General features: G+C 65.5%; 16 protein-coding genes. 14 read left to right on the top strand and 2 right to left on the bottom strand.

Translation table 11 applies throughout. From position 1 onward, the window contains the following. The first annotated feature begins 11 nt into the window (after nucleotides 1-11). From L810_RS05920 to cysM, 8 genes are all read left to right on the top strand, one after another. Complete coding sequence (locus L810_RS05920) at nucleotides 12-335, top strand: integration host factor subunit beta (protein WP_006486894.1); 324 nt, start codon at nucleotides 12-14, stop codon at nucleotides 333-335. A 210-nt stretch (nucleotides 336-545) separates the two neighbouring features. Next, a complete protein-coding gene (locus L810_RS05915) occupies nucleotides 546-839 on the top strand; it encodes a lipopolysaccharide assembly protein LapA domain-containing protein (RefSeq protein WP_021157458.1) in 294 nt (97 codons plus the stop codon). A gap of 53 nt (nucleotides 840-892) precedes the next feature. Next, complete coding sequence (gene lapB, locus L810_RS05910; RefSeq protein ID WP_021157457.1) at nucleotides 893-2,065, top strand: lipopolysaccharide assembly protein LapB; 1,173 nt, start codon at nucleotides 893-895, stop codon at nucleotides 2,063-2,065. Nucleotides 2,066-2,155: 90 nt separating this feature from the next. Beyond that, nucleotides 2,156-3,556 (top strand): UDP-glucose dehydrogenase family protein, encoded by a 1,401-nt coding sequence (locus L810_RS05905; protein ID WP_021157456.1) that lies wholly within the window; start codon nucleotides 2,156-2,158, stop codon nucleotides 3,554-3,556. Between the two features lie 7 nt (nucleotides 3,557-3,563). Further along, a complete protein-coding gene (rfaE1, locus tag L810_RS05900) occupies nucleotides 3,564-4,514 on the top strand; it encodes a D-glycero-beta-D-manno-heptose-7-phosphate kinase (RefSeq protein ID WP_021157455.1) in 951 nt (316 codons plus the stop codon). Nucleotides 4,515-4,577: 63 nt separating this feature from the next. Further along, a complete protein-coding gene (rfaD, locus tag L810_RS05895; RefSeq protein ID WP_021157454.1) occupies nucleotides 4,578-5,570 on the top strand; it encodes an ADP-glyceromanno-heptose 6-epimerase in 993 nt (330 codons plus the stop codon). A 73-nt stretch (nucleotides 5,571-5,643) separates the two neighbouring features. Continuing rightward, nucleotides 5,644-5,991, top strand: a complete 348-nt coding sequence (locus tag L810_RS05890; protein ID WP_021157453.1) for a ComEA family DNA-binding protein — start codon at nucleotides 5,644-5,646, stop codon at nucleotides 5,989-5,991. Nucleotides 5,992-6,205: 214 nt separating this feature from the next. After that, nucleotides 6,206-7,108, top strand: a complete 903-nt coding sequence (gene cysM, locus L810_RS05885) for a cysteine synthase CysM (protein WP_042973431.1) — start codon at nucleotides 6,206-6,208, stop codon at nucleotides 7,106-7,108. Between the two features lie 78 nt (nucleotides 7,109-7,186). On the opposite strand, the gene mltB is transcribed toward cysM, so the two are convergent. Beyond that, nucleotides 7,187-8,530, bottom strand: a complete 1,344-nt coding sequence (gene mltB / locus L810_RS05880; protein WP_081712802.1) for a lytic murein transglycosylase B — start codon at nucleotides 8,528-8,530, stop codon at nucleotides 7,187-7,189. A gap of 43 nt (nucleotides 8,531-8,573) precedes the next feature. Between mltB and L810_RS05875 the strand changes: the two genes are divergently transcribed. Then, nucleotides 8,574-9,497 carry a histone deacetylase family protein gene (locus tag L810_RS05875; RefSeq protein ID WP_021157450.1) on the top strand — a complete coding sequence of 308 codons (924 nt, stop codon included), beginning with the start codon at nucleotides 8,574-8,576 and terminating at the stop codon, nucleotides 9,495-9,497. A 30-nt stretch (nucleotides 9,498-9,527) separates the two neighbouring features. Here the strand turns inward: L810_RS05875 and L810_RS05870 are convergent, their stop codons facing one another. Then, nucleotides 9,528-10,448, bottom strand: coding sequence for an alpha/beta hydrolase (locus L810_RS05870; RefSeq protein WP_021157449.1), 921 nt, complete (start codon nucleotides 10,446-10,448; stop codon nucleotides 9,528-9,530). A 216-nt stretch (nucleotides 10,449-10,664) separates the two neighbouring features. Here L810_RS05870 and L810_RS05865 point away from each other — a divergent pair, with 216 nt between their 5' ends. The 5 genes from L810_RS05865 to L810_RS05845 all read left to right on the top strand — a co-directional run. Beyond that, a complete protein-coding gene (locus L810_RS05865; protein ID WP_027788053.1) occupies nucleotides 10,665-11,699 on the top strand; it encodes a methionine ABC transporter ATP-binding protein in 1,035 nt (344 codons plus the stop codon). Beyond that, nucleotides 11,689-12,342, top strand: coding sequence for a methionine ABC transporter permease (locus L810_RS05860; protein ID WP_006486982.1), 654 nt, complete (start codon nucleotides 11,689-11,691; stop codon nucleotides 12,340-12,342). Before L810_RS05865 ends, L810_RS05860 begins: the two co-directional genes overlap by 11 nt. Nucleotides 12,343-12,373: 31 nt before the next feature. Beyond that, entirely contained in the window at nucleotides 12,374-13,168 is a 795-nt protein-coding gene (locus L810_RS05855) for a MetQ/NlpA family ABC transporter substrate-binding protein (RefSeq protein WP_021157447.1), read from the top strand. A gap of 228 nt (nucleotides 13,169-13,396) precedes the next feature. After that, complete coding sequence (locus tag L810_RS05850) at nucleotides 13,397-14,146, top strand: electron transfer flavoprotein subunit beta/FixA family protein (RefSeq protein WP_021157446.1); 750 nt, start codon at nucleotides 13,397-13,399, stop codon at nucleotides 14,144-14,146. 16 nt (nucleotides 14,147-14,162) lie between these two features. Further along, on the top strand, nucleotides 14,163-14,865 hold a 703-nt coding region (locus L810_RS05845; RefSeq protein WP_042973425.1), incomplete at its 3' end, for an electron transfer flavoprotein subunit alpha/FixB family protein.

Genomic DNA, 14,865 nt, shown 5'->3' with positions numbered 1-14,865 from the left:
TCTGCTGAAGTATGACCAAATCCGAGTTGGTCGCGCAGCTGGCATCGCGATTTCCGCAACTTGTCCTCAAGGATGCGGATTTCGCGGTGAAAACGATGCTCGATGCGATGTCTGACGCTCTGGCGAAAGGGCATCGTATCGAAATTCGGGGTTTCGGCAGCTTTGGCCTCAACCGTCGCCCGGCGCGCGTCGGACGCAACCCGAAGTCAGGGGAAAAAGTGCAGGTGCCCGAGAAGTTCGTGCCGCACTTCAAGCCTGGCAAGGAGTTGCGGGAACGCGTCGACGGCCGCGCCGGTGAACCGCTGAAGGCTGACGATCCGGACGACGAGCGTTGAGCGTCACCCGGATTGCCCGGAACCCATCCGGCGAAGGCTGAAAAGAAAAGCGCCCCTTGCGGGCGCTTTTTTCATTTTCGGCGAATGCGACGCAACGGGTGCGAGCAGGATGTGCGCAGCCGCGGAAACGCTTCCTTTACAATACGGGTCGATTCGGCGCGACGAAGGGGAGTCGCGCGCCGCGGCAAACCTCAACAAAGAGAGGGCTTCATGAAGTTTATCGTCTGGCTGATCCGGGTATTGGTGTTCGTACTGCTGCTGGTGCTTGCGCTGGCCAATACGCAAACCGCGACGCTGAATTTCGTGGCCGGCTATTCATGGCAGGCGCCGCTGATCCTGATCGGCCTCGCGTTCTTCGCCGTGGGGCTGCTGGCTGGCTTGCTGTCCGCGCTGCCTTCGATCTTCCGCCTGCGTCTCGAGAACGGGCGCCTGAAGCGCGATCTGCGCGCGGCGCGCGAAACGCCGGCCGTCATCGACCAGCCGCCGATGCCGCCCGTCATTTAACACGGACGCCGCGCGATCATCGCGCGGTTTTCGTCTCTGCTTCGATATTTCGCATGGATCTGGATTTCTGGTGGTTGCTCGCGATTCCGGTCGCGTTCGCGCTCGGTTGGGCGGCGTCACGCTATGACCTTAAGAATCTCCTGTCGGAGAGTGCCAACCTGCCGCGCTCGTATTTCCGCGGCCTGAATTTTCTGTTGAACGAACAACCCGACAAGGCGATCGACGCGTTCATCGAGGTCGCCAAGCTGGATCCCGAGACGGTCGAGCTGCACTTCGCGCTCGGCAACCTGTTTCGCCGCCGCGGCGAAACCGACCGCGCGATCCGCGTGCACCAGAACCTGCTGAGCCGCACGGACCTGCCGGTCAACGAACGCGACCACGCACTGTACGAACTCGGCCAGGACTTCCTGAAGGCCGGCCTGCTCGATCGCGCCGAGGAGGCGTTCCACAAACTCGCCGACGGCGATTACGCACTCGGCGCGCAGCGGGCGCTGCTGACGATCTACGAGATCGAGAAGGACTGGAACAAGTCGATCGATACGGCGAAGCGCATCGAGTCGATGAGCGACAAACCGCTCGGCGTCGAAATTGCGCAGTTTCACTGCGAACTTGCGCAGGACGCGCTGCAGCGCAAGAACGCGGCAGCGGCTGCCGAACAGTTGCGCCTCGCGTTGACCGTGAACCCGCAGAACGTTCGCGCGACGATCCTCTCCGGCGACGCCGCGGCGGCCGAGGGCAACCATGCGGCCGCGATCGAGCACTGGAAGCGCGTCGAAGCGCAGAATCCGGCGTATCTGCCGCTCGTCGCCGACAAGCTGATGAAGGCGTACGTCGCGCTCGGCAAGAACGCCGAAGGTGCCGAGCTGCTGATGGGCTATGTCGACCGCTATCCGTCGAACGACCTTCTCGACATCGCATACCAGCACATCGCGGGCTTGTGCGGCCAGGACGCGGCGCACACGCTCGCGCGCACGCAGATGGAGAAGTCGCCGAACCTGTCGGGGATGCTGCACCTGCTCGATGCGCAGATCGCGGCGGCCGACGAACCGCGCCGTAAGGAACTTGAAATGATGCGTGCGCTGATCAAGCAGCGCACCAAGAATTTGCCACGGTATACGTGCCAGAATTGCGGTTTCCGGGCGCGCAATTTCTACTGGCAGTGTCCGGGCTGCAGCGGCTGGGAAACCTATGCGCCGCGTCGCGTCGATCCTGCGATGCCGGGCTGATCCCGGCACGCGGAGCCAACGCACTGCGGTTGCCGCCGGGTTCGTCCCGGCGGCCAAGTTAGTCAATTACCGGGAAGTACCGGAACATCTATGAAAATCACCATCATCGGCACCGGCTATGTCGGTCTCGTCACGGGCGCCTGCCTGGCGGAGATCGGCCACGACGTCTTCTGCCTCGACGTCGATCCGCGCAAGATCGACATCCTGAACAACGGCGGGATGCCGATTCACGAACCTGGGCTGCTGGACATCATCGCGCGCAACCGCGCGGCGGGGCGCCTGCGCTTTTCGACCGACATCGAGGCAAGCGTCGCGCACGGCGAGATCCAGTTCATCGCCGTCGGCACGCCGCCCGACGAGGACGGCTCGGCCGACCTGCAGTACGTGCTCGAAGCCGCGCGCAACATCGGCCGCCACATGACGGGCTTCAAGGTGATCGTCGACAAGTCGACCGTGCCGGTCGGTACCGCACAGCGCGTGCGCGGCGTGGTCGACGAAGCGCTTGCCGCCCGCGGGCTGGCGGGCAGCGTCGCGCATCGCTTCTCGGTCGTGTCGAACCCGGAGTTCCTGAAGGAAGGTGCCGCGGTCGAGGACTTCATGCGTCCGGACCGGATCATCATCGGCGTCGACGACGACGAGACGGGCACGATCGCGCGCGAGAAGATGAAGAAGCTTTACGCGCCGTTCAACCGTAACCATGAGCGCACGATCTACATGGACGTGCGTTCGGCGGAATTCGCGAAATATGCGGCGAATGCGATGCTTGCGACGCGTATCTCGTTCATGAACGAGATGTCGAATCTTGCCGACAAGGTCGGCGCCGACATCGAGGCCGTGCGCCGCGGGATCGGCTCCGATCCACGCATCGGCTATCACTTCCTGTACGCCGGCGTCGGCTACGGCGGCTCGTGCTTCCCGAAGGACGTCCAGGCGCTGATTCGCACGGCCGGCGAGAACGGCCAGCCGTTGCGCATCCTGGAAGCCGTCGAGGCGGCCAACCATGCGCAGAAGGACGTGCTGATCGGCAAGATCGAGCAGCGCTTCGGTGCCGACCTGACCGGCCGCGAGTTCGCGGTCTGGGGCCTGGCGTTCAAGCCGAACACCGATGACATGCGCGAGGCGCCGAGCCGCCGCCTGATCGCCGCGCTGCTCGAACGCGGCGCGACCGTGCGTGCGTACGATCCGGTCGCGATCGACGAGGCGCGGCGCGTGTTTGCGCTCGACTTCGATACCGATCCTGGCGCGCTGGCGCGGCTCCATCTCGTCGACACGCAGGACATCGCCGTGACGGGCGCGGACGCGCTCGTGATCGTGACCGAGTGGAAGGAATTCCGGAGCCCCGATTTCACGCGCCTGAAGGCTGAACTGAAGGCGCCGGTGATCTTCGACGGGCGCAACCTGTACGAGCCGGATGCGATGGCCGAACTGGGCATCGACTACTACGCGATCGGCCGGCCGTATGTCGATCCCCAGTCGTCCTCCCGTGGCTGATCACACGATGAATACTCTCCGCGAGGTCGTTCCGGTACCGCGTGCGCAACTCGCGCGCTCGCGCGTGCTTGTCGTTGGCGACGTGATGCTCGACCGTTACTGGTTCGGCAACGTCGATCGCATTTCGCCCGAGGCGCCCGTGCCGGTCGTGCACGTGCAGCGTCAGGAAGAGCGGCTCGGCGGTGCGGCCAACGTCGCGCGCAACGCCGTGACGCTCGGCGGCCAGGCCGGGTTGCTGTGCGTCGTCGGGTGCGACGAACCCGGCGAGCGCATCGTCGAACTGCTCGGCAGCAGCGGCGTGACGCCGCATCTCGAACGCGACCCGGCGCTGCCGACCACGATCAAGCTGCGCGTGCTCGCGCGCCAGCAGCAACTGCTGCGCGTCGACTTCGAGGCCATGCCGACGCACGAGGTGCTGCTCGCGGGGCTCGCGCGCTTCGATGCGCTGCTGCCGCAGCACGACGTCGTGCTGATGTCGGATTACGCGAAAGGCGGCCTGACGCACGTCACGACGATGATCGAGAAGGCGCGTGCGGCCGGCAAGGCGGTGCTGGTCGACCCGAAGGGCGACGACTGGGCACGCTATCGCGGCGCCTCGCTGATCACGCCGAATCGCGCGGAACTGCGCGAGGTGGTCGGGCAATGGAAATCGGAAGATGACCTGCGCGCGCGCGTCGCGAACCTGCGTGCGGAGCTCGGCATCGACGCGCTGCTGCTCACGCGTTCGGAAGAGGGCATGACGCTCTTTTCCGCGGGCGGCGAGCTGCATGCGCCGGCGCTCGCACGCGAAGTGTTCGACGTGTCGGGCGCGGGCGACACCGTGATCGCGACGGTCGCCACGATGCTCGGCGCCGGTGTGCCGCTCGTCGACGCCGTCGTGCTCGCGAATCGCGCGGCAGGCATCGTGGTCGGCAAGCTCGGCACGGCCACGGTGGACTACGACGAACTGTTTCATTGAGCGCATGCGGCGGCGCGATGAGCGCGCCGCACGCATGGCTCGCACTTTTCAGGCAGGACGATCATGACCCTCATCGTCACCGGCGCAGCCGGTTTTATCGGCGCGAACATCGTCAAGGCGCTCAACGAGCGCGGCGAGACGCGCATCATCGCGGTCGACAACCTGACGCGCGCGGACAAGTTCCGGAATCTCGTCGATTGCGAGATCGACGACTATCTGGACAAGTCGGAATTCGTCGAACGTTTCGCACGCGGCGATTTCGGCAAGGTACGCGCGGTGTTCCACGAAGGTGCGTGCTCGGACACGATGGAAACCGACGGCCGCTACATGATGGACAACAACTTCCGCTACAGCCGCGCGTTGCTCGACACCTGCCTCGCACAGGGCACGCAGTTCCTGTACGCGTCGTCGGCGGCGACCTACGGCGGCTCGACGCGATTCGTCGAGGAGCGCGACGTCGAGGCGCCGCTGAATGTCTACGGCTATTCGAAGTTCCTGTTCGACCAGGTGATCCGTCGTGTGCTGCCGACCGCGAAGAGCCAGATCGCGGGCTTCCGCTACTTCAACGTGTACGGCCCGCGCGAGACGCACAAGGGCCGCATGGCATCGGTCGCGTTCCACAACTTCAACCAGTTCCGCGCGGAAGGCAAGGTGAAGCTGTTCGGCGAGTACAACGGCTACGCACCGGGCGAGCAGACGCGTGACTTCGTGTCGATCGAGGACGTGACGAAGGTCAACCTGTTCTTCTTCGATCATCCGGAGAAGTCGGGCATCTTCAACCTCGGCACGGGCCGTGCGCAGCCGTTCAACGATATCGCGTCGACGGTCGTGAATACGTTGCGCGCGCTCGACAACCTGCCGCCGCTGACGCTCGCGCAGCAGGTCGAGCAAGGGCTGATCGAATACGTGCCGTTCCCCGATGCGCTGCGCGGCAAGTACCAGTGCTTCACGCAGGCCGACCAGACGAAACTGCGTGCGGCCGGTTACGACGCACCGTTCCTGACCGTGCAGGAAGGCGTCGACCGCTACGTGCGTTGGCTATCCGGCCAGGTTTAAACGGAAGCGTTGCATCGATAGACTGGGTCTCACGGTCGGCAGCCGCCGGCCGTATTCATCGGAGATCCAGCACATGATCAGGAAATGGTTGGCCGCAGCGGCAATGCTCGGCACGATCGCCTCGGCCTGGGCGGCCGTCGACGTCAACACCGCCAACGAGGATGCGCTCGTCGGCATCAAGGGTATCGGCCCGGCGCGGGCAAAGGCGATTCTCGACGAACGCGGCGCACGCGGCCCGTTCAGGAATGCGGAGGATCTCGCCGCACGCGTGAAAGGCATGGGCGGCCATACCGTCGAGCGGCTTCAGCAGGAAGGCCTGACGATCGGTGCGGCCGGTACGGGTGCCGCGCAGCCGGCCCCGGGCAAGCCGGCCGCCGGCAAGCCTGCGGCCGCACCTGCCCGCACCACCACGCAGAAGTAACGCGTCGCGCGCAGCCGACAACAAGCTCCTTCAGTCGCCGTCGTTGCGACGGCTTCCCGCGGCGTGCCGCGGGTTTTTTGCGTGGCCACGGCGCATGCGGCGTCCACGCGTTGCACGGCACGCGTATTCCATCGCCGCAATGGGGTTGCCGGCGCGAGCAGCGGTGCTGGTTTACAATCGATCGATTGATCGGCCTCGTACTCACGGTATATCCATGGCTTACAAAACTATCGAAGACACGATCGGCAATACGCCGCTCGTCCAACTGGTCCGCTTGCCGGACGACGAGATTCGCGCGCGCAACAACGTGGTGCTCGCGAAGCTCGAAGGCAACAATCCGGCCGGTTCCGTGAAGGATCGTCCGGCGCTGTCGATGATCAGCAAGGCCGAGGCGCGCGGGCGCATCAAGCCGGGCGACACGCTGATCGAGGCGACGAGCGGCAACACCGGTATCGCACTCGCGATGGCAGCGGCGATCCGCGGCTACAAGATGGTGCTGATCATGCCGGAGGACCTGTCGGTCGAGCGCCGCCAGAGCATGGCCGCCTACGGTGCCGAAATCATCCTGACGCCGGTGAAGGGCGGGATGGAACTGGCACGTGATCTCGCGGACGAGATGCAGCGCGAAGGCAAGGGCGTGATCCTCGACCAGTTCGCGAACCCCGACAATCCGGTTGCGCACTACGAAGCGACGGGCCCGGAAATCTGGCGCGATACCGAAGGGCGCGTCACGCACTTCGTGTCGGCAATGGGCACGACGGGCACGATCATGGGCACGTCGCGCTACCTGAAGGAGCAGAATCCGGCGATCGAGATCGTCGGTGCGCAGCCGGAAGACGGTTCGCGCATTCCGGGCATCCGCAAGTGGCCGGAAGCCTATATGCCGACGATCTTCGATCGCAGCCGTGTCGATCGCGTCGAGAGCGTGAGCCAGGCTGCGTCGGAAACGATGGCGCGCCGCCTCGCGGCCGTCGAAGGCATCTTCGCGGGCATTTCCTCGGGCGGCGCATGCGAAGTCGCGATGCGCATCGCGCGTCAGGTCGAGAATGCGACGATCGTGTTCATCGTCTGCGATCGCGGCGACCGCTACCTGTCCACGGGCGTGTTTCCTGCCTGAACGCGGGCAGATGCGCGTCGCGCGCGTACGAAACGAAAGCGCCGCTTGTGCGGCGCTTTTTCATTGGGCGGGCGGTGCTTACTGCGACTGTGTATCGGTGGTACTCGGCTGAAGTGCGCCGCTCGCTTCCATCTGCGCCTTGACCGCCTCGCCAAGCTGGTACACGGTAAGCGCGTAGAAGAAGCTGCGGTTGTAGCGCGTCAGCACGTAGAAGTTCTTGAGCCCGAGCATGTATTCGGTCGCGCGGCCCGGCGACGGCAGGTCGACCACCGTCACGGGCGTGCCGGCTTCGGTCGTGATGTTGACCGTCGGCTCGTTCAGCGTCATGCCCGCGCGCAGCAGTTGCGACAGTGCCCAGTGCGGTTCGGGCTGGCCGTCGGCGGCGGCCTGTGCGATCCCCAGGCTGCCCGTGTCGGGCGTGATCTGCCAGACCACCGGGCGGTCGGTTTCCCAGCCGTGCTGCTTCAGGTAGTTCGCGACGCTGCCGATCGCATCGACAGGACTGCTGCGCAGGTCGACATGGCCCGTGCCGTCGAAGTCGACCGCATATTCGCGGATGCTGCTCGGCAGGAACTGTGGAATCCCGATCGCGCCCGTATACGAACCGAGCACGGTGGTCGGGTCGAGCTGGTTGTCGCGGGTCCAGACCAGGAAATCCTCGAGGTTCTTGCGGAATGTCGCCTGGCGGCTGTCACGATTCGGCGTGTCCGGATAGTCGAACGTGAGCGTCGTCAGCGCGTCGAGCACGCGGAAATTGCCCATGTAGCGGCCGTAGATCGTCTCGACACCGATGATGCCGACGATCACCTCGGGCGGCACGCCGAACTGCTCGGATGCACGCTGCAGCGTTGCCTGGTTCGCCTTCCAGAATTTCACGCCCGCGTTGATGCGGATCGGCTCGATGAAGCGCGAGCGATAGACGCGCCAGTTCTTGACCGTCGGCGACGGGGCCGGTTTCACGAGCTTGACCGCCGTCGCCGAATAGCTGATGCGCGAGAACAGCGCATGCAGGCTCGCGGAGTCGAAGCCGTTGCGGCTGACCATCTCGTCGATGAACGCGTCGACCTTCGCATTGTTCGCGTAACGCTGCGGAACGATTTCCTCTTCGAAGGTCTGGCCTTGCGGCGTCGGCTGTTGCGGCTGGGCCTGTGCGACGAGCGTGCCCGTGGGCTTCGCGGGTCGCGTCTGCGCGCCGGCAGGCACGGTGCCGAGGGCCGCGACGGCAGCGGCCGCGACGAGCGGAACGCGAACACGGAACAGCGCGGAGAGAAGGGCGGCAGGCTTGCTGGAATTCATGTCGAAGCGGGCGGACAGGGCGATTGGGTTCGGCGCAGTATACCCGACGGATCCGGCGCGCCGGGGCGTGGCAGGCCACCGTTGTGGTAAGTTAGCGGCGAATTCGCGGCAGACGATGGACATCATTGATGGAGACCTGCGGCGCACCGTGCGCCGCGGATGACAGCTTATGGCAACCGCTTTCTATACGCACCCCGACTGCATGCTGCACGAGATGGGGGAATGGCATCCGGAATGCCCGGCCCGCCTGTCGGCGATCCAGGATCAACTGATCGCGAGCCGCATCGACGATCTGATCGTGCACGAAACCGCGCCGTTCGCGAGCGAGGTGGCGCTGGGCCGGGTGCATACGCAGGCGCACATCGACTACATCCGGAGCATGACGCCGGTCGACGGCTACGTCGAGATCGATCCCGATACGCTGATGAACCGCGATACGTGGCGCGCGGCGCTGCGTGCGGCCGGCGCCGCGATCGCGGCGACCGACGCGGTGATCGAAGGCCGCTATGCGAATGCGTTCTGTGGCGTGCGACCGCCCGGCCATCATGCGGAGCCTGCGCGCGCGATGGGGTTCTGCTTCTTCAACAACGTCGCGATCGCCGCGCGACATGCGCTCGACGTACACGGTCTGGAGCGGGTCGCGATCATCGATTTCGACGTGCATCACGGCAACGGCACCGAGGCGGCGTTCGCGAACGACGAGCGGGTGCTGATGTGCAGTTTCTTCCAGCATCCGCTGTACCCGTTCTCGGGCGTCGATCACCAGGCGCCGAACATGGTCAACCTGCCGATGCCCGCGCGCAGCAACGGGATGGCGATCCGCGAAGCCGTCGACATGTTCTGGCTGCCGCGCCTCGATGCGTTCAAGCCGCAGATGCTGTTCGTGTCCGCGGGTTTCGATGCGCATCGCGAGGACGACATCGGCAACCTCGGCCTCGTCGAAGCCGACTTCGAATGGTTGACCGCGCAGATCGTCGAGGTGGCGCGCCGGCATGCGCAGGGGCGCATCGTGAGCTGCCTCGAAGGCGGCTATAACCTGTCCGCGCTCGGGCGCAGCGTCGTCGCGCACCTGCGCGTACTGGCCGGCATCTGACGGTCGCGTGACCGGCCGGAGCGGGTGCGCTCAGCGCGCCGGCACGCGCGCGTGAATCCACGCGATCAGCGCGTCGATCACGCGATCGCGTTCGAGATCGTTCATCGTTTCGTGAAAGCCGCCTTCGTACAGCGTCAGCGTGCGATCGGGCGAGCCGACGTGCGCACCGAACGCACGGCTGCCGTCGGGTTCGGTCAGCTTGTCCTCGGTGCCGTGATAGACGAGCACCGGAACGCGCAGCCCGCCGCGACCGCTTTCGATGCGTGCCATCGCGTCGAGAATCTCCGCGCCGGTGCGCGCGGGCACCGCGCCGTGATGGACGAGCGGATCGGCGCGGTTGGCTGCGACGATGGCCGGATCGCGTGACAGCAGCGCGGCATCGATCCTGATTGCGGGGAAGGTCGGCCATATGCGGCTGATGACGCGGCTCACGGCGAGCATCCAGCGCGGTACGTCACGTCCCGGCGCGAGCGCCGGGCTCGACAGCACGAGGCCGGCCAGCGCGTGGCCGCGTGCCGGCGCGCGTTCGATCGCGTACAGCGCCGCGACCGCCCCGCCCATGCTGTGCCCCATCAGGAACAGCGGCGAATTGCCGCGTGCGGCTTCGGCGACCAGCGCATCCGCATCGTTCAGGTAGCCGTCGAAGCGCTCGACCCAGGCGCGCTTGCCCGGTGACTGGCCGTGCCCGCGCAGGTCGATCGCGAGCACCTCGATGCCGGCCGCATTCAGCCGGCCGGCGAGCGCGGCATAACGACCCGCGTGTTCGGCAAGGCCATGTACGAGTGCGATCGTCGCGCGCGGCGGCTCGGTGCCGTCGCCAGCCGGCCAGCGGTACGACGCCAGTTCGAGCCCGTCGGCGGTACGCAGGCGGCCCATCGTCGGCGCGGGTGGGGACGATGGTGCCGGTCCGGCGGTGGCAGGTGCGGCGGCCGGCGTGGTGGTGGCGGTCATCTGGCGTGTCCCCTGTCGGTTGGTCGGTGTTCCGGATCATAGTCGCGGCATCGTCGTGACGCGCCAGCGGCGTCCCTCTAATTTCGTGCGGTTATGAAAAGATCGAAATCGATTATTAAGGGGAATGAGGAGTTTGCGGTAAAATCGTCGGTTATTCCAGATGCATCGGCGGCCGACTGGCGGGCCAACTCGCCAGCCGGCCGCCGTTTTGTTTACATGATCGAATTACGCAATCTTTCGCAGCGATTTCCCGGGCCGGGCGGCTGGGTCGAGGCGCTGCGCAACATCAACCTGACGATCCCGCAGGGCGAGGTGTTCGGCATCATCGGCCGAAGCGGCGCCGGCAAGAGCACGCTCGTGCGCACCATCAACCTGCTCACGCGGCCGACTGAAGGCAATGTCGTCGTCGGCGGGCTCGATCTCACGCTGCTGTCTGCTGGCGCGCTGCGCGAGGCGCGACGCGAGATCGGCATGATCTTCCAGCACTTCAACCTGCTGTCGTCGCGCACGGTGTTCGACAACGTCGCGCTGCCGCTCGAGCTGGCCGGCGCAAGCCGTGCCGACATCGAGGCCGCGGTGCTGCCGCTGCTCGACCTCGTCGGGCTGTCCGCGCAGAAGGATCGCTATCCGTCGCAGATCAGCGGCGGGCAGAAGCAGCGCGTCGGCATCGCCCGCGCGCTTGCGAGCCAGCCGAAGGTGCTGCTGTCGGACGAAGCGACGTCCGCGCTCGATCCCGAGACCACGCGCTCGATCCTCGACCTGCTGAAGCGCATCAACCGCGAACTCGGCCTGACGATCGTGCTGATCACGCACCAGATGGAAGTGATCAAGCAGGTGTGCGATCGCGTCGCGGTGCTCGATGCGGGGCGCGTGGTCGAGGAAGGCCGCGTGATCGACGTGTTCCTGCAGCCGCATCACGAGGTGACGCGCGCGCTGATCGGCGACGTGATCGCGCAGGAGTTGCCGCCCGCGCTGAAGGCGCGCGTGGCCGAGCGGCTGAAGACCGGCAGCGGTCATCTGCTGCGGCTTGCGTTTACGGGCTCGGGTGTCGACCAGCCTATCCTGTCGGAAACGATCCGTCGGTACGAACTCGATTTCAACATCCTGCACGGCCAGATCGACGAGATCCAGGGGCAGGCATTCGGTTCGCTCGCGGTGCTCGCAGGCGGCGAGCCGGGCAAGGTCGGGCAGGCGCTCGCGTTCCTGCGCGAACAAGGTGTGGTGGTAGAGGAGCTTTCGTATGTTGAGTGAGATGTTCGATATGTTCGTGCAGTCGTTCTGGGAGACGCTGATCATGGTCGGCATCTCCGGGGCGGTCGGCGCGCTCGTCGGCTTGCCGCTCGGCGTACTGCTTTACCTGACCGACCGCCAGGGCGTGCTGCAGAACCTCGCGGTGAATCGCGTGCTCGGCGGCATCGTGAATGCCGTCCGCTCGACGCCGTTCATCATCCTGCTGGTCGCGGTGATTCCGTTTACGCGGCTCGTCACGGGTTCGTCGATCGGCACGGCCGCGGCGGTCGTGCCGCTGACGCTCGCGGCCGCGCCGTTCATCGCGCGTCTCGTCGAGACGGCGCTGCGCGAAGTCGACCGCGGGCTGATCGAGGCCGCGCAATCGATGGGCGCGACCACGTCGCAGATCGTCTTCAAGGTGCTGCTGCCCGAATCGCTGCCGGGTGTTGTCGCGGGCCTGACGATCACGTTCGTGTCGCTGGTCGGCTATTCGGCGATGGCGGGCGCGATCGGCGGCGGCGGGCTCGGCGATCTCGGGATCCGCTATGGCTACCAGCGCTATCTGCCGGAAGTGATGTGGACGGTCGTCGCGATCCTGATCGTGTTCGTGCAGATCGTGCAGTCGTTCGGCGACTGGCTCGTCCGCCGGCTGAGCCACAAATAAGACGAAATTGATCCGTTAGGGGAGACAGACGATGCAACGACGCTTCATGCTGAAGTTCGCGGTGGCACTGGGCGCAGCCGCGCTGTTCGCGGGCGCGCACGCACAGGCCGAAACCATCAAGGTGGGTGTGACGGGCGGGCCGCACGCGCAGATCATGGAAGCGGTGAAGAAGGTCGCGGCGAAGAGCGGCCTCGAGATCCGCATCGTCGAATTCTCCGACTACGTGCAGCCGAACGCGGCGCTCGCGTCGGGCGACCTCGACGCGAACAGCTACCAGCACGATCCGTATCTGCAGGCGCAGGTGAAGGATCGCGGCTACAAGCTGATCAAGGTCGCGGATACCGTCACGTTCCCGATGGGCATCTATTCGAAGCGCGTGAAGTCGCTGACCGAACTGAAGCCGGGCGCGCGTATCGCGGTCCCGAACGATCCGACCAACGGCGGCCGTGCGCTGCTGTTGCTGCAAAAGCAGGGTCTCCTGAAACTGCGCGCGGACGCGGGACTGAAGGCGACGCCGCTCGATATCGTCGACAATCCGCGCAAGCTGAAGATCGTCGAGCTCGACGCGGCGCAGATTCCGCGCTCGCTCGGCGACGTCGATGCGGCCGCGATCAATACCAACTACGCGATGGAAGCGGGGTTGAAACCGAAACAGGACGCGATCGCGATCGAAGGGCCGAACGGCCCGTACGCGAACATCCTCGCGATCCGCGAGGCGGACCGGAACAAGCCGTGGGTCGCGAAACTGATCGCGGCCTATCATTCGGCCGACGTGAAGCAGTTCATCGAAGGCAAGTTCGGCGGCGCGGTCATTGCCGCCTGGTAACGGGCAGAGCACGGGACGCCCGGCGGGATTAGAGTCGATGATCGAAAACCCGGGCTTTGCGTCCGGGTTTTTTCTCTTTTAAAATAGAACGATCGTTCGCTATCATTGGCGCGTCGTCAAGAAGCGGTATCCTCGACAACCATGATGGTTGGGTCCGCTTGGCCGCGCAGTCATGAGGCCTCGCTATAGAATGGCCTCTGGTCGTATTCGTAACTTTGGAGCGTGTGCATGAAAATCCTGGTGCCAGTGAAAAGAGTGGTCGATTACAACGTGAAGGTCCGTGTGAAGTCGGACAACACGGGCGTCGACATCGCGAACGTGAAGATGTCGATGAACCCGTTCGACGAAATCGCGGTTGAAGAAGCGGTGCGCCTGAAGGAAGCGGGCGTGGCGACCGAAGTGATCGCCGTGTCGGTGGGCGTCACGCAAGCGCAGGAAACGCTGCGCACGGCGCTGGCGATCGGCGCGGATCGCGCGATCCTCGTCGAATCGAACGACAGCGTCGAGCCGCTGGCCGTCGCGAAGATCCTGAAGGCGCTGGTCGACAAGGAACAGCCGCAACTGGTGATCCTCGGCAAGCAGGCGATCGACGACGATTCGAACCAGACGGGTCAGATGCTGGCCGCGCTGGCGGGCCTGCCGCAAGCGACGTTCGCATCGAAGGTCACGATCGCGGACGGCAAGGCAACGGTCGCGCGTGAAGTCGACGGCGGCGCGGAAACGCTGTCGCTGACGCTGCCGGCGGTCGTGACGACCGACCTGCGCCTGAACGAGCCGCGTTACGTGACGCTGCCGAACATCATGAAGGCGAAGAAGAAGCCGCTGGAAACGGTGAAGCCGGAAGACCTCGGTGTGGACGTCGCGCCGCGTCTGAAGACGCTGAAGGTGGCCGAGCCGCCGAAGCGCGCAGCCGGCGTGAAGGTGCCGGACGTGAAGACGCTGGTCGAGAAGCTGAAGACCGAAGCCAAGGTGCTGTAAGAGGGAGCGGAAAGAAATGACGATTCTGGTGATTGCAGAACACGACAACGCGTCGATCAAGGCCGCGACGCTGAACACGGTGGCGGCGGCAGCGAAGATCGGCGGTGACATTCACGTGCTGGTCGCGGGCCACAACGCGCAAGGCGCGGCCGATGCGGCAGCGAAGATCGCAGGTGTGTCGAAGGTGTTGCTGGCCGACGCGCCGCAGCTCGAAGCGGGCCTCGCGGAAAACGTCGAAGCGACTGCGCTGAACATTGCGAAGGACTACTCGCACATCCTCGCGCCTGCGACTGCGTACGGCAAGAACATCGCGCCGCGCATCGCCGCGAAGCTGGACGTCGCGCAGATCTCGGACATCACGGCGGTTGACAGTGCCGACACTTTCGAGCGCCCGATCTACGCGGGCAACGCGATCGCGACGGTGCAGTCGAGCGACCCGATCAAGGTCATCACGGTGCGCGCGACGGGTTTCGATCCGGTGGCAGCGGAAGGCGGCAGCGCAGCGGTCGAGAAGATCGAAGCGGCGGCAGACGCCGGCAAGTCGCAGTTCGTGAGCCGTGAGGTGACGAAGCTGGACCGTCCGGAACTCACGAGCGCAAGCATCATCGTGTCGGGCGGCCGCGGTCTGGGCAGCGGCGAGAACTACACGAAGGTGCTGGAGCCGCTGGCCGACAAGCTGTCGGCGGCGCTCGGCGCGTCGCGCGCGGCAGTCGACGCCG

It is taken from the genome of Burkholderia sp. AU4i, from assembly GCF_000466765.1.
In the GTDB taxonomy this organism is placed as follows: domain Bacteria; phylum Pseudomonadota; class Gammaproteobacteria; order Burkholderiales; family Burkholderiaceae; genus Burkholderia; species Burkholderia cepacia.
The sequence above is the reverse complement of the archived record's forward strand: the minus strand, read 5'-3'. Positions and strand labels throughout refer to the sequence as shown.

Coding starts and splice junctions, on each gene's coding strand:
- L810_RS05920 (WP_006486894.1), top strand. CDS start 12: ATGACCAAATCCGAGTTGGTCGCGCAGCTGGCATCGCGATTTCCGCAA.
- L810_RS05915 (WP_021157458.1), top strand. CDS start 546: ATGAAGTTTATCGTCTGGCTGATCCGGGTATTGGTGTTCGTACTGCTG.
- lapB (WP_021157457.1), top strand. CDS start 893: ATGGATCTGGATTTCTGGTGGTTGCTCGCGATTCCGGTCGCGTTCGCG.
- L810_RS05905 (WP_021157456.1), top strand. CDS start 2,156: ATGAAAATCACCATCATCGGCACCGGCTATGTCGGTCTCGTCACGGGC.
- rfaE1 (WP_021157455.1), top strand. CDS start 3,564: ATGAATACTCTCCGCGAGGTCGTTCCGGTACCGCGTGCGCAACTCGCG.
- rfaD (WP_021157454.1), top strand. CDS start 4,578: ATGACCCTCATCGTCACCGGCGCAGCCGGTTTTATCGGCGCGAACATC.
- L810_RS05890 (WP_021157453.1), top strand. CDS start 5,644: ATGATCAGGAAATGGTTGGCCGCAGCGGCAATGCTCGGCACGATCGCC.
- cysM (WP_042973431.1), top strand. CDS start 6,206: ATGGCTTACAAAACTATCGAAGACACGATCGGCAATACGCCGCTCGTC.
- mltB (WP_081712802.1), bottom strand. CDS start 8,530: ATGATGTCCATCGTCTGCCGCGAATTCGCCGCTAACTTACCACAACGG.
- L810_RS05875 (WP_021157450.1), top strand. CDS start 8,574: ATGGCAACCGCTTTCTATACGCACCCCGACTGCATGCTGCACGAGATG.
- L810_RS05870 (WP_021157449.1), bottom strand. CDS start 10,448: ATGACCGCCACCACCACGCCGGCCGCCGCACCTGCCACCGCCGGACCG.
- L810_RS05865 (WP_027788053.1), top strand. CDS start 10,665: ATGATCGAATTACGCAATCTTTCGCAGCGATTTCCCGGGCCGGGCGGC.
- L810_RS05860 (WP_006486982.1), top strand. CDS start 11,689: ATGTTGAGTGAGATGTTCGATATGTTCGTGCAGTCGTTCTGGGAGACG.
- L810_RS05855 (WP_021157447.1), top strand. CDS start 12,374: ATGCAACGACGCTTCATGCTGAAGTTCGCGGTGGCACTGGGCGCAGCC.
- L810_RS05850 (WP_021157446.1), top strand. CDS start 13,397: ATGAAAATCCTGGTGCCAGTGAAAAGAGTGGTCGATTACAACGTGAAG.